The sequence below is a fragment of the Novosphingobium sp. IK01 genome (assembly GCF_033242265.1).
Lineage (GTDB): Bacteria > Pseudomonadota > Alphaproteobacteria > Sphingomonadales > Sphingomonadaceae > Novosphingobium > Novosphingobium pituita.
In genome coordinates this window covers 3,049,100-3,062,850 of record NZ_BTFW01000001.1, presented here as the reverse complement: position 1 = coordinate 3,062,850, position 13,751 = coordinate 3,049,100, and the positions used below count along the sequence as shown (strand labels likewise).

Here is a 13,751-nt window from a genome sequence, read left to right as displayed (position 1 = left end):
CTGGTGGCCGTCAGGCCGCCAGCTTGCGCAGCACGTAGTGCAGGATGCCACCGTTGTTGAAGTATTCCAGCTCGTTGGCCGTGTCGATGCGGCACAGGGCTTCGAAGGTGAAGCTGCTGCCGTCGGCGCGGGTGACCTTGACGGTCACGGTCTGGCGGGGCTGGAGGTTGGCGATGCCTTCGATGGTGAAGGCGTCGTCGCCGGTCAGGCCCAGGCTCTGGCGGGTCTGGCCGTCGAGGAACTGGAGCGGAAGCACGCCCATGCCGACCAGGTTCGAGCGGTGGATACGCTCGAAGCTCTCGACGATCACGGCGCGCACGCCGAGCAGGTTGGTGCCCTTGGCCGCCCAGTCGCGCGACGAACCGGTGCCGTATTCCTTGCCCGCGATGACCACCATCGGGGTGCCGTCGGCCTTGTACTTCTGGGCGACGTCATAGACCGCGCCCACTTCATCGCCATAGCGCGAGAAGCCGCCTTCGGTGCCCGGAACCATCTCGTTCTTGATACGGATGTTGGCAAAGGTGCCGCGCATCATGACTTCGTGATGGCCACGGCGCGCGCCGTAGGAGTTGAAGTCGGCCTTGGCGACCTGGTGCTCCTGGAGCCACTTGCCCGCCGGGCTGTCGGCCTTGATCGAGCCGGCCGGCGAGATGTGGTCGGTGGTGATCGAGTCGCCCAGGATCAGCAGCGGCTTGGCGCCCACGATGTCCGACAGCGGAGCCGGGGTCATCGTCATGCCCTCGAAGTAGGGCGGGTTGGCCACATAGGTCGAGCCCGCACGCCACGAGTAGGTTTCCGAACCCGTCACGTTGATCGCCTGCCAGTGCTTGTCGCCCTTGTAGACGTCGGCATAGCGGGCCTGGAACATCGGACGGTCCATGGCGCCAGCCATGACCGAGTGGACTTCCTCGTTGGTCGGCCAGAGATCCTTGAGGTAGACGTCCACGCCGTCCTTGCTCTTGCCGATCGGGGTCGTGGTGAAGTCTTCGACCACGGTGCCCTTGAGGGCATAGGCGACCACGAGCGGCGGCGAGGCCAGGAAGTTGGCGCGCACGTCGGGGCTGACGCGGCCTTCGAAGTTGCGGTTGCCCGAGATCACCGAAGCGGCGACGATGCCGTTTTCGTTGATCGCCTTGCTGATCGGTTCGGCGAGCGGACCCGAGTTACCGATGCAGGTGGTGCAGCCATAGCCCACGAGGTTGAAGCCGATCGAGTCGAGGTGCGACTGGAGGCCGGCCTTTTCGAGGTAGTCAGTGACGACCTGCGAGCCGGGGGCCAGCGAGGTCTTGACCCAGGGCTTGGGCTTGAGGCCGAATTCGTCGGCCTTCTTGGCAACGAGGCCAGCCGCGATCAGCACGCCCGGATTCGAGGTGTTGGTGCAGCTGGTGATCGCCGCGATCACCACGTCGCCGTCGCCGATGTCGTGGGCCTTGCCTTCGACCGGAACGCGCGACTGGGTCTTCTTGTAGACTTCGCCCAGATCCTTGTTGAACACGTCGTCCACTTCGGGGAGGACGACCTTGTCCTGCGGACGCTTGGGACCGGCGAGCGAGGGCACGACGGTCGAGAGGTCGAGTTCGAGGGTCGAGGTGAAGATCGGTTCGACCGAGGGGTCGATCCAGAAGCCCTGTTCCTTGGCATAGGCCTCGACGAGCGCGATCTGGTCTTCTTCACGGCCGGTCAGGCGCATGTAGTCCAGGGTCTTTTCGTCGATGCCGAAGAAGCCGCAGGTCGCGCCGTATTCGGGGGCCATGTTGGCGAGCGTCGCACGGTCGGCGAGCGTCAGGCCGGCAAGGCCGGGGCCGAAGTATTCGACGAAGCGGCCAACCACGCCATGCTTGCGCAGCATGTTGGTGGCGGTCAGCACGAGGTCGGTGGCGGTCACGCCTTCCTGAAGTTCGCCGGTGAACTTGAAGCCGACGACTTCGGGGACGAGCATCGAGACCGGCTGGCCGAGCATGGCCGCTTCGGCTTCAATGCCGCCCACGCCCCAGCCCAGCACGCCCAGACCGTTGATCATGGTGGTGTGGCTGTCGGTGCCGACGCAAGTGTCGGGATAGGCGACGAGGTTGCCGTCCTGGTCTTCCGATGTCCACACCGCCTGCGCGATGTGCTCAAGGTTCACCTGGTGGCAGATGCCGGTGCCCGGGGGAACCGCATGGAAGTTCGAGAGCGACTTGGAACCCCACTTGAGGAAGTCGTAGCGCTCGCCGTTGCGGTAGTACTCGATCTCGACGTTCTGTTCGAACGCCTTGGGGTGGCCGAATTCGTCGACCATGACCGAGTGGTCGATCACCAGGTGAACGGGAACCAGCGGGTTGATCTTGCTGGTGTCGCCGCCGAGCTTGGCGATGGCGTCGCGCATGGCGGCAAGGTCCACCACGCAGGGAACGCCGGTGAAGTCCTGAAGCAGCACGCGCGCGGGGCGGTACTGGATTTCAGCGCTGCTCGAGGGGTTCTTCTGCCAGTCGACGATCGCCTTGACGTCGTCGGCCGAAACGGTGAAGCCACCGTCCTCGAAGCGAAGAAGGTTTTCCAGCAGCACCTTCATCGAGAAGGGCAGACGCGAAATGTCGCCGACCTTTTCGGCGGCCTTCTTGAGAGAGTAGTAGGCGACGTTCTTGCCGCCAACATTGAGCGTGCTGCGCGTGCCGAGCGAGTCCTGTCCGACCTGGGTCATGGCTAAGCGAAATCCTCCTGCCGTGTTGCGAGATGACGCAGCCGCGAAAGTTTCGACCGGTTCCACCGGAACGGTCACGACATGCGCGGGATGGCCTCTCGTGAACGGCTGCCCCCTGCGCCTTCGCGGGGGCCCCGTCAAGGGCGGGATTTCGCTAAATTTGCGGGATTTGCCTTACTGCGACGCAATAGCAGAACTATTGTCTCAACATGGGTGCAGTTCGCCGCTCACACCCCTTCAGGCCATCGCATGACCCCTGGATGCACCGGGCTCAAACACCGTGCGCGACACCCCGCAAACCGGCCCGAATCGTCGCGAGCAGACCGATCCTATCGCAAATTCCGGCTTCCGCGACAGGAAACATCGCCTGCGAACAATCACGCGCGCGCTTCGTGCGCCTGAACCTGCCACTCAGAGCCCGACCCAAAAGTCCTTCGGGTCGGTTTGGCGTGTCTTTTGCGCCACCACGGCGTCGGCTGTTCGCCACGATGCTTCCAGCATCGCTGGGCTCTCAGCCTCCTTGTGGTGACCCAAAATCCCTCGCCAAACCTCCGCCGACCGACTTTTGGGTCGGGCTCTCACATCCCTTCAAGGGCTGTCGGCCCCGGCGCCTTTGTGCCTTCCCCACTCCCGCGCCGGGTGGCGAACACGCAGCCTGCCACGATCAGCACCACGCCACCCAGCGTGCCGCGCGTCAGCGGTTCGGCAAAGGCCAGCCAGCCCACCAGCGCAGCCCAGATGAACGCGGTATATTCGAGCGGCACCAGCACTTGCGCCTCGGCCCGCGCATAGGCCCAGGCCAGCAGCATCATCGAGGCCACCGCCAGCACCGCCCCCAGCGCCACCAGCCCCCATGCGAACGGCGCGGGCCAGGGCGCCCAGACCAGCGCCAGTGGCAACAGGATCAGCGCGACCAGAATGCTCTGGAAGAAAGCCACTTCGACCGGGGTCGCCACTTGCGCCTGACGCCGCTGCAAGACCAGCGTGAACGCATAGAGCACCGCCGAAACCAGAATCTCGATCAGTCCGCGCCAGCCATCGCCGCCCGGCGCATGGCCCAGTTCGTCCGCCGCGATCACGCCCACCCCGGCCAGCGCCACGAGAGAGCCCACCACGGCCCTTGGCCGCAGCCGCTCGCCCAGCGTCAGGGCCGCCAGATAGAGCGCGATCAGCGGCGCCACGAACGAGAGCGCCATGGCCTGGGCCAGCGGCATGCGCACGACCCCGTCGAAGTAGAGCGTCGACATCCCCGCCGTGAGCCCCGCGCGCAGGACATGAAGCCCCATGATCGCGCGCGGCGGCAGGCGTCCCCCGCGCTTGCGCACAGTCTCGCGCGCCCACCACGGCGCCATCAGCATGCTGCCGATCACACTGCGCCAGAAGATCGTGGCAAAGGCCCCCAGCACGATCGCCGCGGCCTTCATCACCCCGTCCATCACGCTGAAACAGGCCAGCCCGGTCATGGCGACCAGAACGGGCAGCATGCCGCCCACGGAGGAGCGCGCGCCCGAAGCGAGCGGCGACGAATGCGGAGCCGGGGAAACGGGCGCGGAAGGGGGGGAGACGGTCATGCCGCCTGCGCCATAGCGCCCCCCGCCCGCGGCGGCAAACTGGCCGGAAACGAAAACCGCGCCGTTCGTTTCCCCGAAGAACGGCAAGGTGGACGACAATCCGGCGCCCCGCCCCTTCAGGCTGATCAAATTCAGGCTGGCGAAAGCCTCCTTGCTTGATTGGCAGGGGGCCTTCGGGCAGGGATGACCCGAGCGCGCTGCCTTGCGCGACACGAATGGCTACAGGGATTTTCACACCGATGCACCCCCCGATCACCCGTCTCCGGACGCGCCTCTTCCAAAGCCGCGCCCTGATTCTGGGCAGCTTTCTCACCCCCGTCGCCGCAGCGCTCCCCATTCTGGCGCTCCCCGTCCTGCCCCAAGCCGCACAGGCCCGCCCGGCAGCCCGGGCGCAGGAAGACCACGGCCCGGTCGACCTGACCGCCCAGATGCAGCAGGCGCCAGCGCCCCAGCCCGGCGCGCACCCGGCCCCGCGCACCGGTTCTTCGGCGGCCACCCCGGCGGTGGAAGTGTCCACCCCGCCTGCGTCAAAGGCCGCGCCAGTTCAGAACACGGCGGCCCAGAACACGACAGGCCAGAATGCAGCCGCCCAGCCGCAGGTCGAGGCGCCGCCGCCCGTCGCCGTCTGGACGCTCGAAGACGCACGCGACCTGCTCTCGGCCATTCGCGGCATCGGCACCGAAGGCCTCTTCGCGCGCGACTACCAGCCTGCCGCGCTCTCGGCGGCGATTGCCCAGGGCGAAGGCGACGCGCTCAACCAGCTGGCAAGCAAGCTGTTCGTGTGGCTGGCCGAAGACCTGCGCGACGGGCGTACCCCGATGATCGACCGCGAACAGTGGTTCATCGTCGACCCCGACCAGGATCTTCACCCCAATTCGGCCCTGCTGGCCCAGGCCACCGAAAACCACGACGTGAAGGGCACGCTGCGTTCGCTCCTGCCCACGCACCCCGATTATGCGCTGCTGCGCACGATGCTGGCCAGCACGAAAGACCCCAAGCAGATCGCCATGCTGCGCGCCAACATGGATCGCTGGCGCTGGATGGCCCGCGATCTGGGCCTGCAATACCTGAGCATCAACGTGCCCGAGCAGATGCTCCGGCTCACCGTCAACAACCAGATCATCACCACCTATCGCGCCATCGTGGGCCGTCCGGGCAAGACCGCCACGCCCCAGCTGGCCGAAATGGTCCAGAACGTGGTGTTCAACCCGACCTGGACGGTTCCGCAATCGATCGTGAAGGGTGAAGGCCTTGGCGCCGACCTGCTGGCCCATCCGGCCAAGGCCAAGCGCCTGAACTATACGGTCAAGCAGTTCCCCGACGGCACGATCCAGGTCGTCCAGCAGCCCGGACCGACCAATTCGCTGGGCCGGGTCAAGCTCGACATGCCCAACGAATTTGCCATCTACATCCACGACACGCCCAACCGGACGCTGTTCGCCCAGACCAACCGCGCGCTTTCGCACGGCTGCATCCGCGCCGAACGCGCGACCGAACTGGCGATGACGATGGCCATTCTGGGCGCCGACCTGCCCAAGGACACGGCAGTCGAATACAGCCTCTCGGGCAAGTATACCAAGGTGCCGATGACCAAGCCCTTCCCGGTCTACATCACCTATTTCACCGTCGCGCGCGACGTGAACGGCACCCTGCGCAGCTTCTCCGACCTCTATGGCCGCGACCCCAAGGTCATCGCCAGCTTCGCCCAGCCGCGCCAGCTCCACACCACCCAGCGCAAGAGCAACGAAGCGGTGACCAAGCTGGATAATCCGCTGTAAGCCTTTGGAATTTCGCCCCTCCGTCAGCCCTTCGGGCTGCCACCTCCCCGCCATGCGGGGAGGACCTCAAGATCCTCCCCATGAAATGGGGAGGTGGCAGGCCGCAGGCCTGACGGAGGGGCCCTTTCAGGCAAATCCCAGACGGTCGGAATAGATCAGCCTCCCGCCCGCCAGCCGCGTGAGCGCCTGGGCAAAATCGGCCTCGGGCAAGGCAAAGCAGCCGTCGCTGCGCCCCAGCTTGCCCCATTTCTCCAGCATGTCGGCATTGGCATACCAGGCCGGATGGACGACGATGGCGCGGTCCTGCGCCATGGTGTTGTCGGGGTCCACGCCGGTCAGGCGGATCGAGGGGCCATATTTGCCGCGATACCATTCATTGGTGATGAAGGCCCCGCGCGAAGTGGCCAGGCTGTTGACCTGATTGGAAAAGACCTTGAGGAACCCGTCGTGTTCCGGGTCGGAGCCACGGCCATGGGCAACCAGAATCGATTGCACCCGCCCGGCTTCCAGATCGGCAAAGTGAAAGCGCGGCAGCGAGGACGGCAGCGCGAAATCGGCCACCCCGACCACGTCGCCATGCCAGAGCAGATTGGCCACCCTCGCGCGCTGGGCGGCGGCCAAGGCCAGAATCTTGCGGTGCTGCTCGCTCATCGACCAGGCCTGCGCAAAGACCCGCGTGGCAAGACCGCCCCCGACCAGCGCCCCTGCCACGGCGCCCCCGCGCAAAATCGCGCGGCGCGAAACAGATAGAGCAGAAACGGGCGAGTCGGGCAGCAATGTCATGAGGCCATTCTATACCCGGCCCCATGGAAAAATGCTGAACGAAGTGGCTCGGCTCAGCCCGATTGCGCACCACTCCGCACTGCCCCGCCCAGTTCCAGCAGGGCATCGTCATCGACGCGCATGGTCCGCCATTCGTTCATCATCCGCGCACCGAGCGCATGGTAGAAGGCAATCGAGGGTGCGTTCCAGTCGAGCACCGACCATTCGAGCCGCGCACAGCCCCGCTCGACCGCCAGCCGCGCCAGATGCTGCAACAGGGCCTTGCCCAATCCGGCCCCGCGCGCCTCGGGCCGCACGTAGAGGTCTTCGAGGTAGATCCCCGGCTTGCCCTCGAACGTCGAGAAATTGTGGAAGAACAGGGCAAATCCGGCCGCTTCCCCGGCGTTTTGCGCGATCACCACTTCAGCCATCGGGCGCGGCCCGAACAAGTGCCCGGCCAGCACCTCCTCGTCGAAGCGCACTTTGTCGAGCAGCTTTTCGTAGTCGGCCAGTTCGCGGATCAGGCTGGCGATCAGCGGGAGATCGTCGCGCGTGGCGGGGCGGATGGTGGCAGTCATGCTTGGGTTCCCGACAGGAAAAAGGGGTCAGGCGCTCGCCGGGACGAGGCCGTCGATGGAAATCCAGATCGTGCTGGCCCCCTCCCCGACGGGAGGGCGGGCGGTGACGAGGGCCCAGACATGGTCCCCCTCGCGCTCGATCCGTTCGCCGGTGACCAGATAGCCGAGCAGGACGAGGGCAGTGTCCTTTTCCGCCGCGCTCACCACGTTCCAGGCCCGCTCGCGGCTGGCGCCATCGGTTCCGCCGGTGATTGCACGCAGGAGGATCAGGATCTGGCGATGACGCACTTGCGCATCGGCACCCCGGCCCAGACGCTGCAAGGCCTCTTCCTGAAGGGTCAGCGCATTGAGGCTGAGCGGGTCGGCCTCACGCTCCGCATCGGCCAAGGCCAGTGCGCGGGCGGGGCTTTTGGCCAGCAGGGCCCAGGCCTCGCCCGCCTTGTCCCACTCGGGGATGGTCCCGCCCAGCCGCGCCCGGTTGGCAAAGCGCAAGGCGCGCGCATCGAGCGTGGCGTCCCCCGCCTCGAACCGCGCGAGGTCCGCCGCAAAAGCGCTTCCAGCCGCAGCAGGAACAGGGGCCGCGACCGCAGGCGCGAAAACGCCGGGAAGAGCGACCGCACCGACCAGCGCAAGCGCTGGCGCAAGGCCTTTCCATCCCGGCATTTTCTGGCCCGGCATTTTCAGGAACCCTGGCTTATTCAGCGGGCTCGCCCACGCGGGCCGCCGCCGCATCGGCTTCGGCTTCGAGCTGCGCGGCCTTCGCCTCGACCAGCGAGACGATGTGATCGAGCATTTCGTCCGACTGCACGGTGTGGTCGGTCACGCCCGAGAGATAGACCATGTGCTTGCCGTTGCCGCCACCGGTCAGGCCGATGTCGGTCTCGCGCGCTTCGCCCGGCCCATTGACCACGCAGCCCAGAACCGAGAGCGAGATCGGGGTCTTGATGTGCTGGAGACGCGCTTCGAGCGCCTCGACCGTGCGGATCACGTCGAAGCCCTGACGCGCGCAGCTCGGGCACGAGACGACGCGCACGCCGCGCGTGCGCAGGCCCAGCGTCTTGAGGATTTCAAAGCCGACGCGCACTTCCTCTTCGGGCTCGGCCGAGAGCGAGACGCGCATCGTGTCGCCGATGCCGGCCCAGAGCAGATTGCCGATGCCGATGGCCGACTTGACGGTGCCGCCGATCAGACCGCCCGCCTCGGTGATGCCCAGATGCAGCGGGCAATCGACCGCTTCGGCTAGGCCCATGTAGGCCGAGACCGCCATGAACACGTCCGAAGCCTTCACGGCGACCTTGTATTCGTGGAAATCGTGGTCCTGAAGCAGCTTGATGTGATCGAGCGCGGATTCGACGAGCGCATCGGGGCAAGGCTCGCCATACTTTTCGAGCAAGTGCTTTTCGAGGCTGCCGCCGTTGACGCCGATGCGGATGGCGCAGCCGTTGGCCTTGGCCGCGCGAACCACTTCGGCCACGCGGTCGGGCGAACCGATGTTGCCCGGATTGATGCGCAGGCAGGCCGCGCCCGCGTCAGCAGCTTCAAGCGCGCGCTTGTAGTGGAAATGGATGTCGGCGATGATCGGAATGCGCGAGGCCTTGACGATCTTGCCCAGCGCGGCGGTGCTCTCCACGTCGGGGCACGACACGCGGATCAGGTCGGCGCCCGCATCCTCGCAGCGGCGGATCTGGTCGATCGTGGCCACGGCATCGCTGGTCAGGGTGTTGGTCATGGTCTGGACCGTGATGGGGGCATCGCCACCAACCGGAACACTGCCAACCATGATCTGGCGGCTCTTGCGGCGCTCGATAGTGCGCCAGGGACGGATCTCGCTCATGGGGCGGCTTATACGCGCATGGTCTGCGCGTTTCCACCCTCAAACGGCCTGCTTTTCCTCAACCGGAAATCCGGCCCGATCATCGGGCCGGAATCAGGCCCGTGCGATCAGCTGCCGTTCGGACCGGTACCCGTCCGCCCGCCACCTGTATTGCCGCCGCCGCCCTGGGTCTGGCTGTTCATGCCGCCCGGAAGCGCGCCGACGGCGCCGATATTGCCGAACAGATCCTGGAAGAAGCTGCGGTGACGGCCCAGCGTGGGCGTGTTCTCGCGCACGGGGTGGATCGTGGGCACGCGGGTCAGGGTCTGGTGGCCGACCGTGCTGACATTGCCAGCCGGGTCGAAATCGATCTTGAGAATCTGCTCGCTGGTCGTGCGCGGACGCTGGAACGGCTTCTGCCGGGTGTCGATCGAGATGTAGTACCAGCTCTGCGGGCCGAACTGGCTCTTGAAGGTGGCCTGTCCCAGCGCATGTTCGACCGAAGTGTGGTTGTCGACGCCCGGCTCGATCGAATCGGTCAGCGCCTTTTCCATCTGGAACCCGCGATGATCGTGGATGCTGGCACAGCCGCTGGTGAGCGCGACCAGCAGGGCCAGCCCCGCGCCCTTCACGACCATCCGATTATCGCGCATTCCCTCAACTCCAACCCGAACCCGTGCAACAGGCAAACCGGTGCAAAGGCCCACTATGCCTTCGCGCGCCGGCGCCCTATACCCTGCCCAAGCCTTAGGGGCGAAACGGGTTGTCCGCAATGGCGGTTTCCCGATTGGCCACATTGGTCCACCCTGCCGGCCCACCCTGTCGGCCCACGCCATCAGGCAGCCCCGCGCTGCCTGCGAACGCCGCCTGCCAATGCCGCCCACAAACGAGGATGCCTCCATGTCCCTGCTCGCCCGCCTGATGGGCCGCTCCCACGACGAACGCGACGGCGTGCGCCCGCTCTGGCACCGCGTGGTCGAAATCGCCCGCGAAAAGGAATGGTACGCCACCTGCGGCGTGGCCGACAGCGTGGCCGGGCGGTTCGACATGATCACCCTGATCCTCGCGCTCGTGCTGCTGCGGATGGAGCGCGACGAGGCGCTGATCACGCCCTCGGTATGGCTGACCGAACTGTTCGTCGAGGACATGGACGGCCAGTTGCGCCAGGGCGGCGTAGGCGACCTGGTGGTGGGCAAGCACATCGGCAAGCTGATGGGCACGCTGGGCGGGCGGCTGGGCGCCTATCGCACGGCGCTGGCTGCCGATCAGGCCGAACGCGAACTGGCCCTTGCCATTGCCCGCAACATGACTTTCCGGCAGGAGCCGGCCCAACAGGACACCCCAACAGACGGCCCCTCCCCGCTCGCCCTGGCTCTTGCCCGCCGTGCCCGCGCCTTTGCCGCCGGGCTCGCGCTGGTGCCCGGCGACCGGGTTCTGGCCGCGGAGATCGGACGATGAACGAACAGGCAAGCCCCGAAAAGCAGCCCGAAAAGCAAGTGACCGAATTTTCCCGCATGGTGGACTTGCGCCAGATCACCGATGCCCCGCTCGTGCTCGAACCCGACGAAGCCGAACGCCGCCGTCTGGCCGCGCGCTTTGGCATCTCGGCCATCCACGCCATGCGCGCCCAGGTGCGCTTGAGCGTCGATGGCGCCATCATTCGCGCCGACGGCCGGCTCACCGCCGCGATCGACCAGGCCTGCGCCATTTCGGGCGAGGATTTCCCGGTCGCCATCAACGAGGCGCTGCACTTGCGCTTCGTGCCCGAAACGCAGGTCGAGGCCGAGCCGGACGAGGAAATCGAGCTGAGCGCCAATGACTGCGACGATATCCCCTATTCGGGCCTGACCTTCGATCTGGGCGAGGCCATCGCGCAAAGCCTCGCGCTCGCCATCGATCCCTTCGCCGAAGGGCCCCTTGCCGACAAGGCCCGCGCCGAACACAATCTGGCCGGAGACCCCGCCAGCGGACCGTTTGCAGCCCTTTCCGCACTTCAGAAAAAGGACTGATCCCGATGGCCCGCGGCCAGGACAACAGCGCGCCCAAAAATACGGCGCCTCAAAATACCGCTGCGGGCGGCCCCGGCGCCCGCGACCTGACGCGCGGGCCCATCCTCAAGACGCTGCTGTTCTTCTCGCTGCCCACGCTGGTCGGCAATATCCTGCAATCGCTCAACGGCTCCATCAACACGATCTGGGTCGGGCGGATGCTCGGCGATTCGGCGCTGGCGGCCACGGCCAATGCCAATGTGGTGACCTTTCTGGTCTTTGCCGCGGTATTCGGCTTCGGCATGGCCGCCACGGTCAAGGTCGGGCAGGCTTTCGGGGCCGGACGGACCGATGCTGCGCGGCGCACGTTCGGGACAGCGCTCGGCTTTTGCGTGGGGCTTTCGGCGGTGGTGTCGGTGGCCGGGTGGCTGGGCGCGCCGGCCCTGCTGCGCCTGATGGCCACCCCGGCCGACATCTTCGGCTTTGCGCAGGCCTACCTGCGGGTGATCTTCGTGGCGCTTCCGGCGATGATGATCTCGATCATGGTGTCGATGGGGCTGCGCGGGGCGGGCGACGCGAAGACCAGCCTCTATTTCATGATCCTCTCGGTCGTGCTCGATTGCGGGCTCAATCCGCTGCTGATCGGCGGTTTCGGCCCGGTTCCGGCCATGGGCATTGCCGGATCGGCGCTGGCGACGGCGATTGCCTCCTATGTCACGATGCTGGGCCTGCTGGCCTATGGCTACTGGCACGACCTGCCCTTGCGGCTGCGGCGGGCGGAACTGGTCTACCTGATCCCCCACGCCGACGAATTGCGCTATATCCTCGCCAAGGGCCTACCGATGGGCGCGCAGATGCTGATCGTGTCGAGCGCGGGGATCGTCACGCTCGGCCTCGTCAACCGCGAGGGCTCGATGGTGAGCGCGGCCTTCGGTGCCTCCTTGCAGGTGTGGACCTATCTCCAGATGCCCGCGATGGCCATTTCGGCCGCGCTGAGCGCGATGGCCGCGCAATCGATCGGCGCAGGTCTGGCCTCGCGCCTTGGCCAGATCACCCGCGCGGGCGTGATCCTCAACCTTGCGGTGACCGGCACGATGACCGCGCTGCTGCTGGCCTTCGACCGCCCGGTGCTGGTGCTGTTCCTCGGCTCGACGAGCCCGGCGGTCGACATCGCCCGCCATATCCAGATCCTTGCGAGCTGGAGCTACATCTTCTTTGGCATCACCATCATGCTGTTCGGCACGATGCGCGCAGGGGGCGTGGTCATGGCGCCGCTGCTGATCCTGGCTTTCGCGATGTTCCCGGTGCGACTGGGATTCTATCACCTGGCCTATCCGGCGCTGGGGCGCGATGCGCTCTGGCTGATGTTCCCGGTCGGCTCGCTGGTGACGGTGGCGCTGGCCGCCCTTGCCTATGCCCGGCCCGGCTGGCGCACGCGGGCGAGCGCCATTCCCCCCACGGCGCGCCTCGAAAGCGAGGCCGGCGCGGAATGCGCGGCCGAGGGAAGCCCCGGCTAGGCTGGCAAAAACGGAAAGGTGGGGGGATTTCTGTTGCCCGGCACCCCCCGGGCCGCTGGTATCACTTCTGTTGACCGGTGTGTCCAACCGCGCTTTCGCTTTGTAAGATCAGGCCGTTAGGCCGTCAGATTACGCGGCGAGAGCAAGTGCTTCGTTGTCGTTGGCACTTGTGAGTTTTGAGCCTTTAACGGGTTACTCAGCCCGGACGAAAACAGCGCTTTTCAACACACGTCGATCCTAGTTCGGCCCCGTCATCTGTTCCGCGCAAACGGAAAAGGTGGTGGAGCCGCCGGGTACCGCCCCCGGGTCCGCTGCGTCTATTGCACGCCGCAGTTTATCGTCATAGCCGGGTCAAACCCGGCAAAGCCCCATATAGGCATTCGCGCGGCGATGGGAAGACCTTCACGGAAAAAGCCCCTCCACCACGCGTTCCGCGCGGTCCCCCTCCCCATTGCATGGGGAGGATGCAGTCCTCCCCGCTTGCGGGGAGGGGGACCAGCCGCAGGCTGGTGGAGGGGCTCCCCCCCCAGATCAGCCTTTCGCCTTGAGCGCGTCGCGGATCTCGGTCAGCAGGTCCACCTCGCTCGGCCCGGTGGGCGCGGGCGGAGCGGCCGGTGCCTCGGGCTTCTTCACCAGGCTGTTGGCGCCCTTGACGATCAGGAAGATGATGAAAGCCACGATCAGGAAGTTGACCGACTGGGTGATGAAATCGCCATAGCCGATCATCGGCACGCCCGCCGCCTTCAGGTCGGCATAGCTCTCGGGGCTACCCTTGAACGTGGCGGGGATCGGCCCGAGGCGGATGAAGAAGCGGGTGAAATCCACGCCCCCGGTCACGAACCCGACCACCGGCATGATCACGCTCTCGGTCAGCGAGGTGACGATCTTGCCGAAGGCCCCGCCGATGATCACACCGACCGCCAGATCGAGCACATTCCCGCGTGCGATGAACGTCCTGAATTCTTCGAGAATGGCCATTTGCCCTACGTCCTTCCTTAACCAGATTTATGCATTGATTTCGCTGCGTTTCCGCATTTTCCGGCAGCGCTCTTCAAAAACGTCGC

At 66.2% G+C, this 13,751-nt stretch carries 12 protein-coding genes and 1 other RNA gene; 4 read left to right on the top strand and 9 right to left on the bottom strand.

Annotated features, from left to right (window positions below; all coding sequences use genetic code 11):
• Positions 1–10: 10 nt before the first annotated feature.
• Positions 11–2,680, bottom strand: a complete 2,670-nt coding sequence (acnA, locus tag SBI20_RS14100) for an aconitate hydratase AcnA (protein WP_317975609.1) — start codon at positions 2,678–2,680, stop codon at positions 11–13.
• Positions 2,681–3,258: 578 nt separating this feature from the next.
• Complete coding sequence (locus tag SBI20_RS14095) at positions 3,259–4,350, bottom strand: DMT family transporter (protein WP_317975608.1); 1,092 nt, start codon at positions 4,348–4,350, stop codon at positions 3,259–3,261.
• A gap of 140 nt (positions 4,351–4,490) precedes the next feature.
• Between SBI20_RS14095 and SBI20_RS14090 the strand changes: the two genes are divergently transcribed.
• Positions 4,491–6,029: a L,D-transpeptidase family protein gene (locus SBI20_RS14090; protein ID WP_317975607.1), complete on the top strand. Its 1,539-nt coding sequence runs from the start codon at positions 4,491–4,493 to the stop codon at positions 6,027–6,029.
• A 126-nt stretch (positions 6,030–6,155) separates the two neighbouring features.
• Here the strand turns inward: SBI20_RS14090 and SBI20_RS14085 are convergent, their stop codons facing one another.
• The 5 genes from SBI20_RS14085 to SBI20_RS14065 all read right to left on the bottom strand — a co-directional run bounded on the left by SBI20_RS14085 (position 6,156) and on the right by SBI20_RS14065 (position 9,835).
• Positions 6,156–6,812, bottom strand: a complete 657-nt coding sequence (locus SBI20_RS14085) for a murein L,D-transpeptidase catalytic domain-containing protein (protein WP_317975606.1) — start codon at positions 6,810–6,812, stop codon at positions 6,156–6,158.
• Positions 6,813–6,865: 53 nt separating this feature from the next.
• Positions 6,866–7,369 (bottom strand): GNAT family N-acetyltransferase, encoded by a 504-nt coding sequence (locus SBI20_RS14080; protein WP_317975605.1) that lies wholly within the window; start codon positions 7,367–7,369, stop codon positions 6,866–6,868.
• Positions 7,370–7,396: 27 nt separating this feature from the next.
• A complete protein-coding gene (locus tag SBI20_RS14075; RefSeq protein WP_317975604.1) occupies positions 7,397–8,047 on the bottom strand; it encodes a hypothetical protein in 651 nt (216 codons plus the stop codon).
• Positions 8,048–8,063: 16 nt separating this feature from the next.
• Entirely contained in the window at positions 8,064–9,203 is a 1,140-nt protein-coding gene (ispG, locus tag SBI20_RS14070; RefSeq protein WP_317975603.1) for a flavodoxin-dependent (E)-4-hydroxy-3-methylbut-2-enyl-diphosphate synthase, read from the bottom strand.
• A 107-nt stretch (positions 9,204–9,310) separates the two neighbouring features.
• A complete protein-coding gene (locus tag SBI20_RS14065) occupies positions 9,311–9,835 on the bottom strand; it encodes an outer membrane protein assembly factor BamE (protein ID WP_317975602.1) in 525 nt (174 codons plus the stop codon).
• A 247-nt stretch (positions 9,836–10,082) separates the two neighbouring features.
• Here SBI20_RS14065 and SBI20_RS14060 point away from each other — a divergent pair, with 247 nt between their 5' ends.
• The 3 genes from SBI20_RS14060 to SBI20_RS14050 are packed head-to-tail and all read left to right on the top strand — an operon-like array spanning position 10,083 to position 12,687.
• Positions 10,083–10,640, top strand: a complete 558-nt coding sequence (locus tag SBI20_RS14060) for a ubiquinol-cytochrome C chaperone family protein (RefSeq protein ID WP_317975601.1) — start codon at positions 10,083–10,085, stop codon at positions 10,638–10,640.
• Positions 10,637–11,191 carry a YceD family protein gene (locus SBI20_RS14055; protein WP_317975600.1) on the top strand — a complete coding sequence of 185 codons (555 nt, stop codon included), beginning with the start codon at positions 10,637–10,639 and terminating at the stop codon, positions 11,189–11,191. Before SBI20_RS14060 ends, SBI20_RS14055 begins: the two co-directional genes overlap by 4 nt.
• Before the next feature lie 5 nt (positions 11,192–11,196).
• Positions 11,197–12,687, top strand: a complete 1,491-nt coding sequence (locus SBI20_RS14050) for an MATE family efflux transporter (protein ID WP_317975599.1) — start codon at positions 11,197–11,199, stop codon at positions 12,685–12,687.
• A 56-nt stretch (positions 12,688–12,743) separates the two neighbouring features.
• Here SBI20_RS14050 and ssrA read toward each other — a convergent pair.
• Together ssrA and mscL are read right to left on the bottom strand one after the other, a co-directional pair.
• Positions 12,744–13,088, bottom strand: a transfer-messenger RNA (tmRNA) gene (ssrA, locus tag SBI20_RS14045).
• 130 nt (positions 13,089–13,218) lie between these two features.
• The gene (gene mscL / locus SBI20_RS14040; RefSeq protein ID WP_317975598.1) at positions 13,219–13,665 is read right to left on the bottom strand and encodes a large conductance mechanosensitive channel protein MscL; all 447 of its coding nucleotides are present in this window, start codon (positions 13,663–13,665) and stop codon (positions 13,219–13,221) included.
• Positions 13,666–13,751: the final 86 nt, after the last annotated feature.

Bases quoted from the DNA above. Each gene is read 5' to 3' on its own strand.
- SBI20_RS14085 (WP_317975606.1), bottom strand. From the start codon at position 6,812: ATGACATTGCTGCCCGACTCGCCCGTTTCTGCTCTATCTGTTTCGCGC.
- SBI20_RS14080 (WP_317975605.1), bottom strand. From the start codon at position 7,369: ATGACTGCCACCATCCGCCCCGCCACGCGCGACGATCTCCCGCTGATC.
- SBI20_RS14050 (WP_317975599.1), top strand. From the start codon at position 11,197: ATGGCCCGCGGCCAGGACAACAGCGCGCCCAAAAATACGGCGCCTCAA.
- acnA (WP_317975609.1), bottom strand. From the start codon at position 2,680: ATGACCCAGGTCGGACAGGACTCGCTCGGCACGCGCAGCACGCTCAAT.
- SBI20_RS14090 (WP_317975607.1), top strand. From the start codon at position 4,491: ATGCACCCCCCGATCACCCGTCTCCGGACGCGCCTCTTCCAAAGCCGC.
- SBI20_RS14055 (WP_317975600.1), top strand. From the start codon at position 10,637: ATGAACGAACAGGCAAGCCCCGAAAAGCAGCCCGAAAAGCAAGTGACC.
- mscL (WP_317975598.1), bottom strand. From the start codon at position 13,665: ATGGCCATTCTCGAAGAATTCAGGACGTTCATCGCACGCGGGAATGTG.
- SBI20_RS14060 (WP_317975601.1), top strand. From the start codon at position 10,083: ATGTCCCTGCTCGCCCGCCTGATGGGCCGCTCCCACGACGAACGCGAC.
- ispG (WP_317975603.1), bottom strand. From the start codon at position 9,203: ATGAGCGAGATCCGTCCCTGGCGCACTATCGAGCGCCGCAAGAGCCGC.
- SBI20_RS14075 (WP_317975604.1), bottom strand. From the start codon at position 8,047: ATGCCGGGCCAGAAAATGCCGGGATGGAAAGGCCTTGCGCCAGCGCTT.
- SBI20_RS14065 (WP_317975602.1), bottom strand. From the start codon at position 9,835: ATGCGCGATAATCGGATGGTCGTGAAGGGCGCGGGGCTGGCCCTGCTG.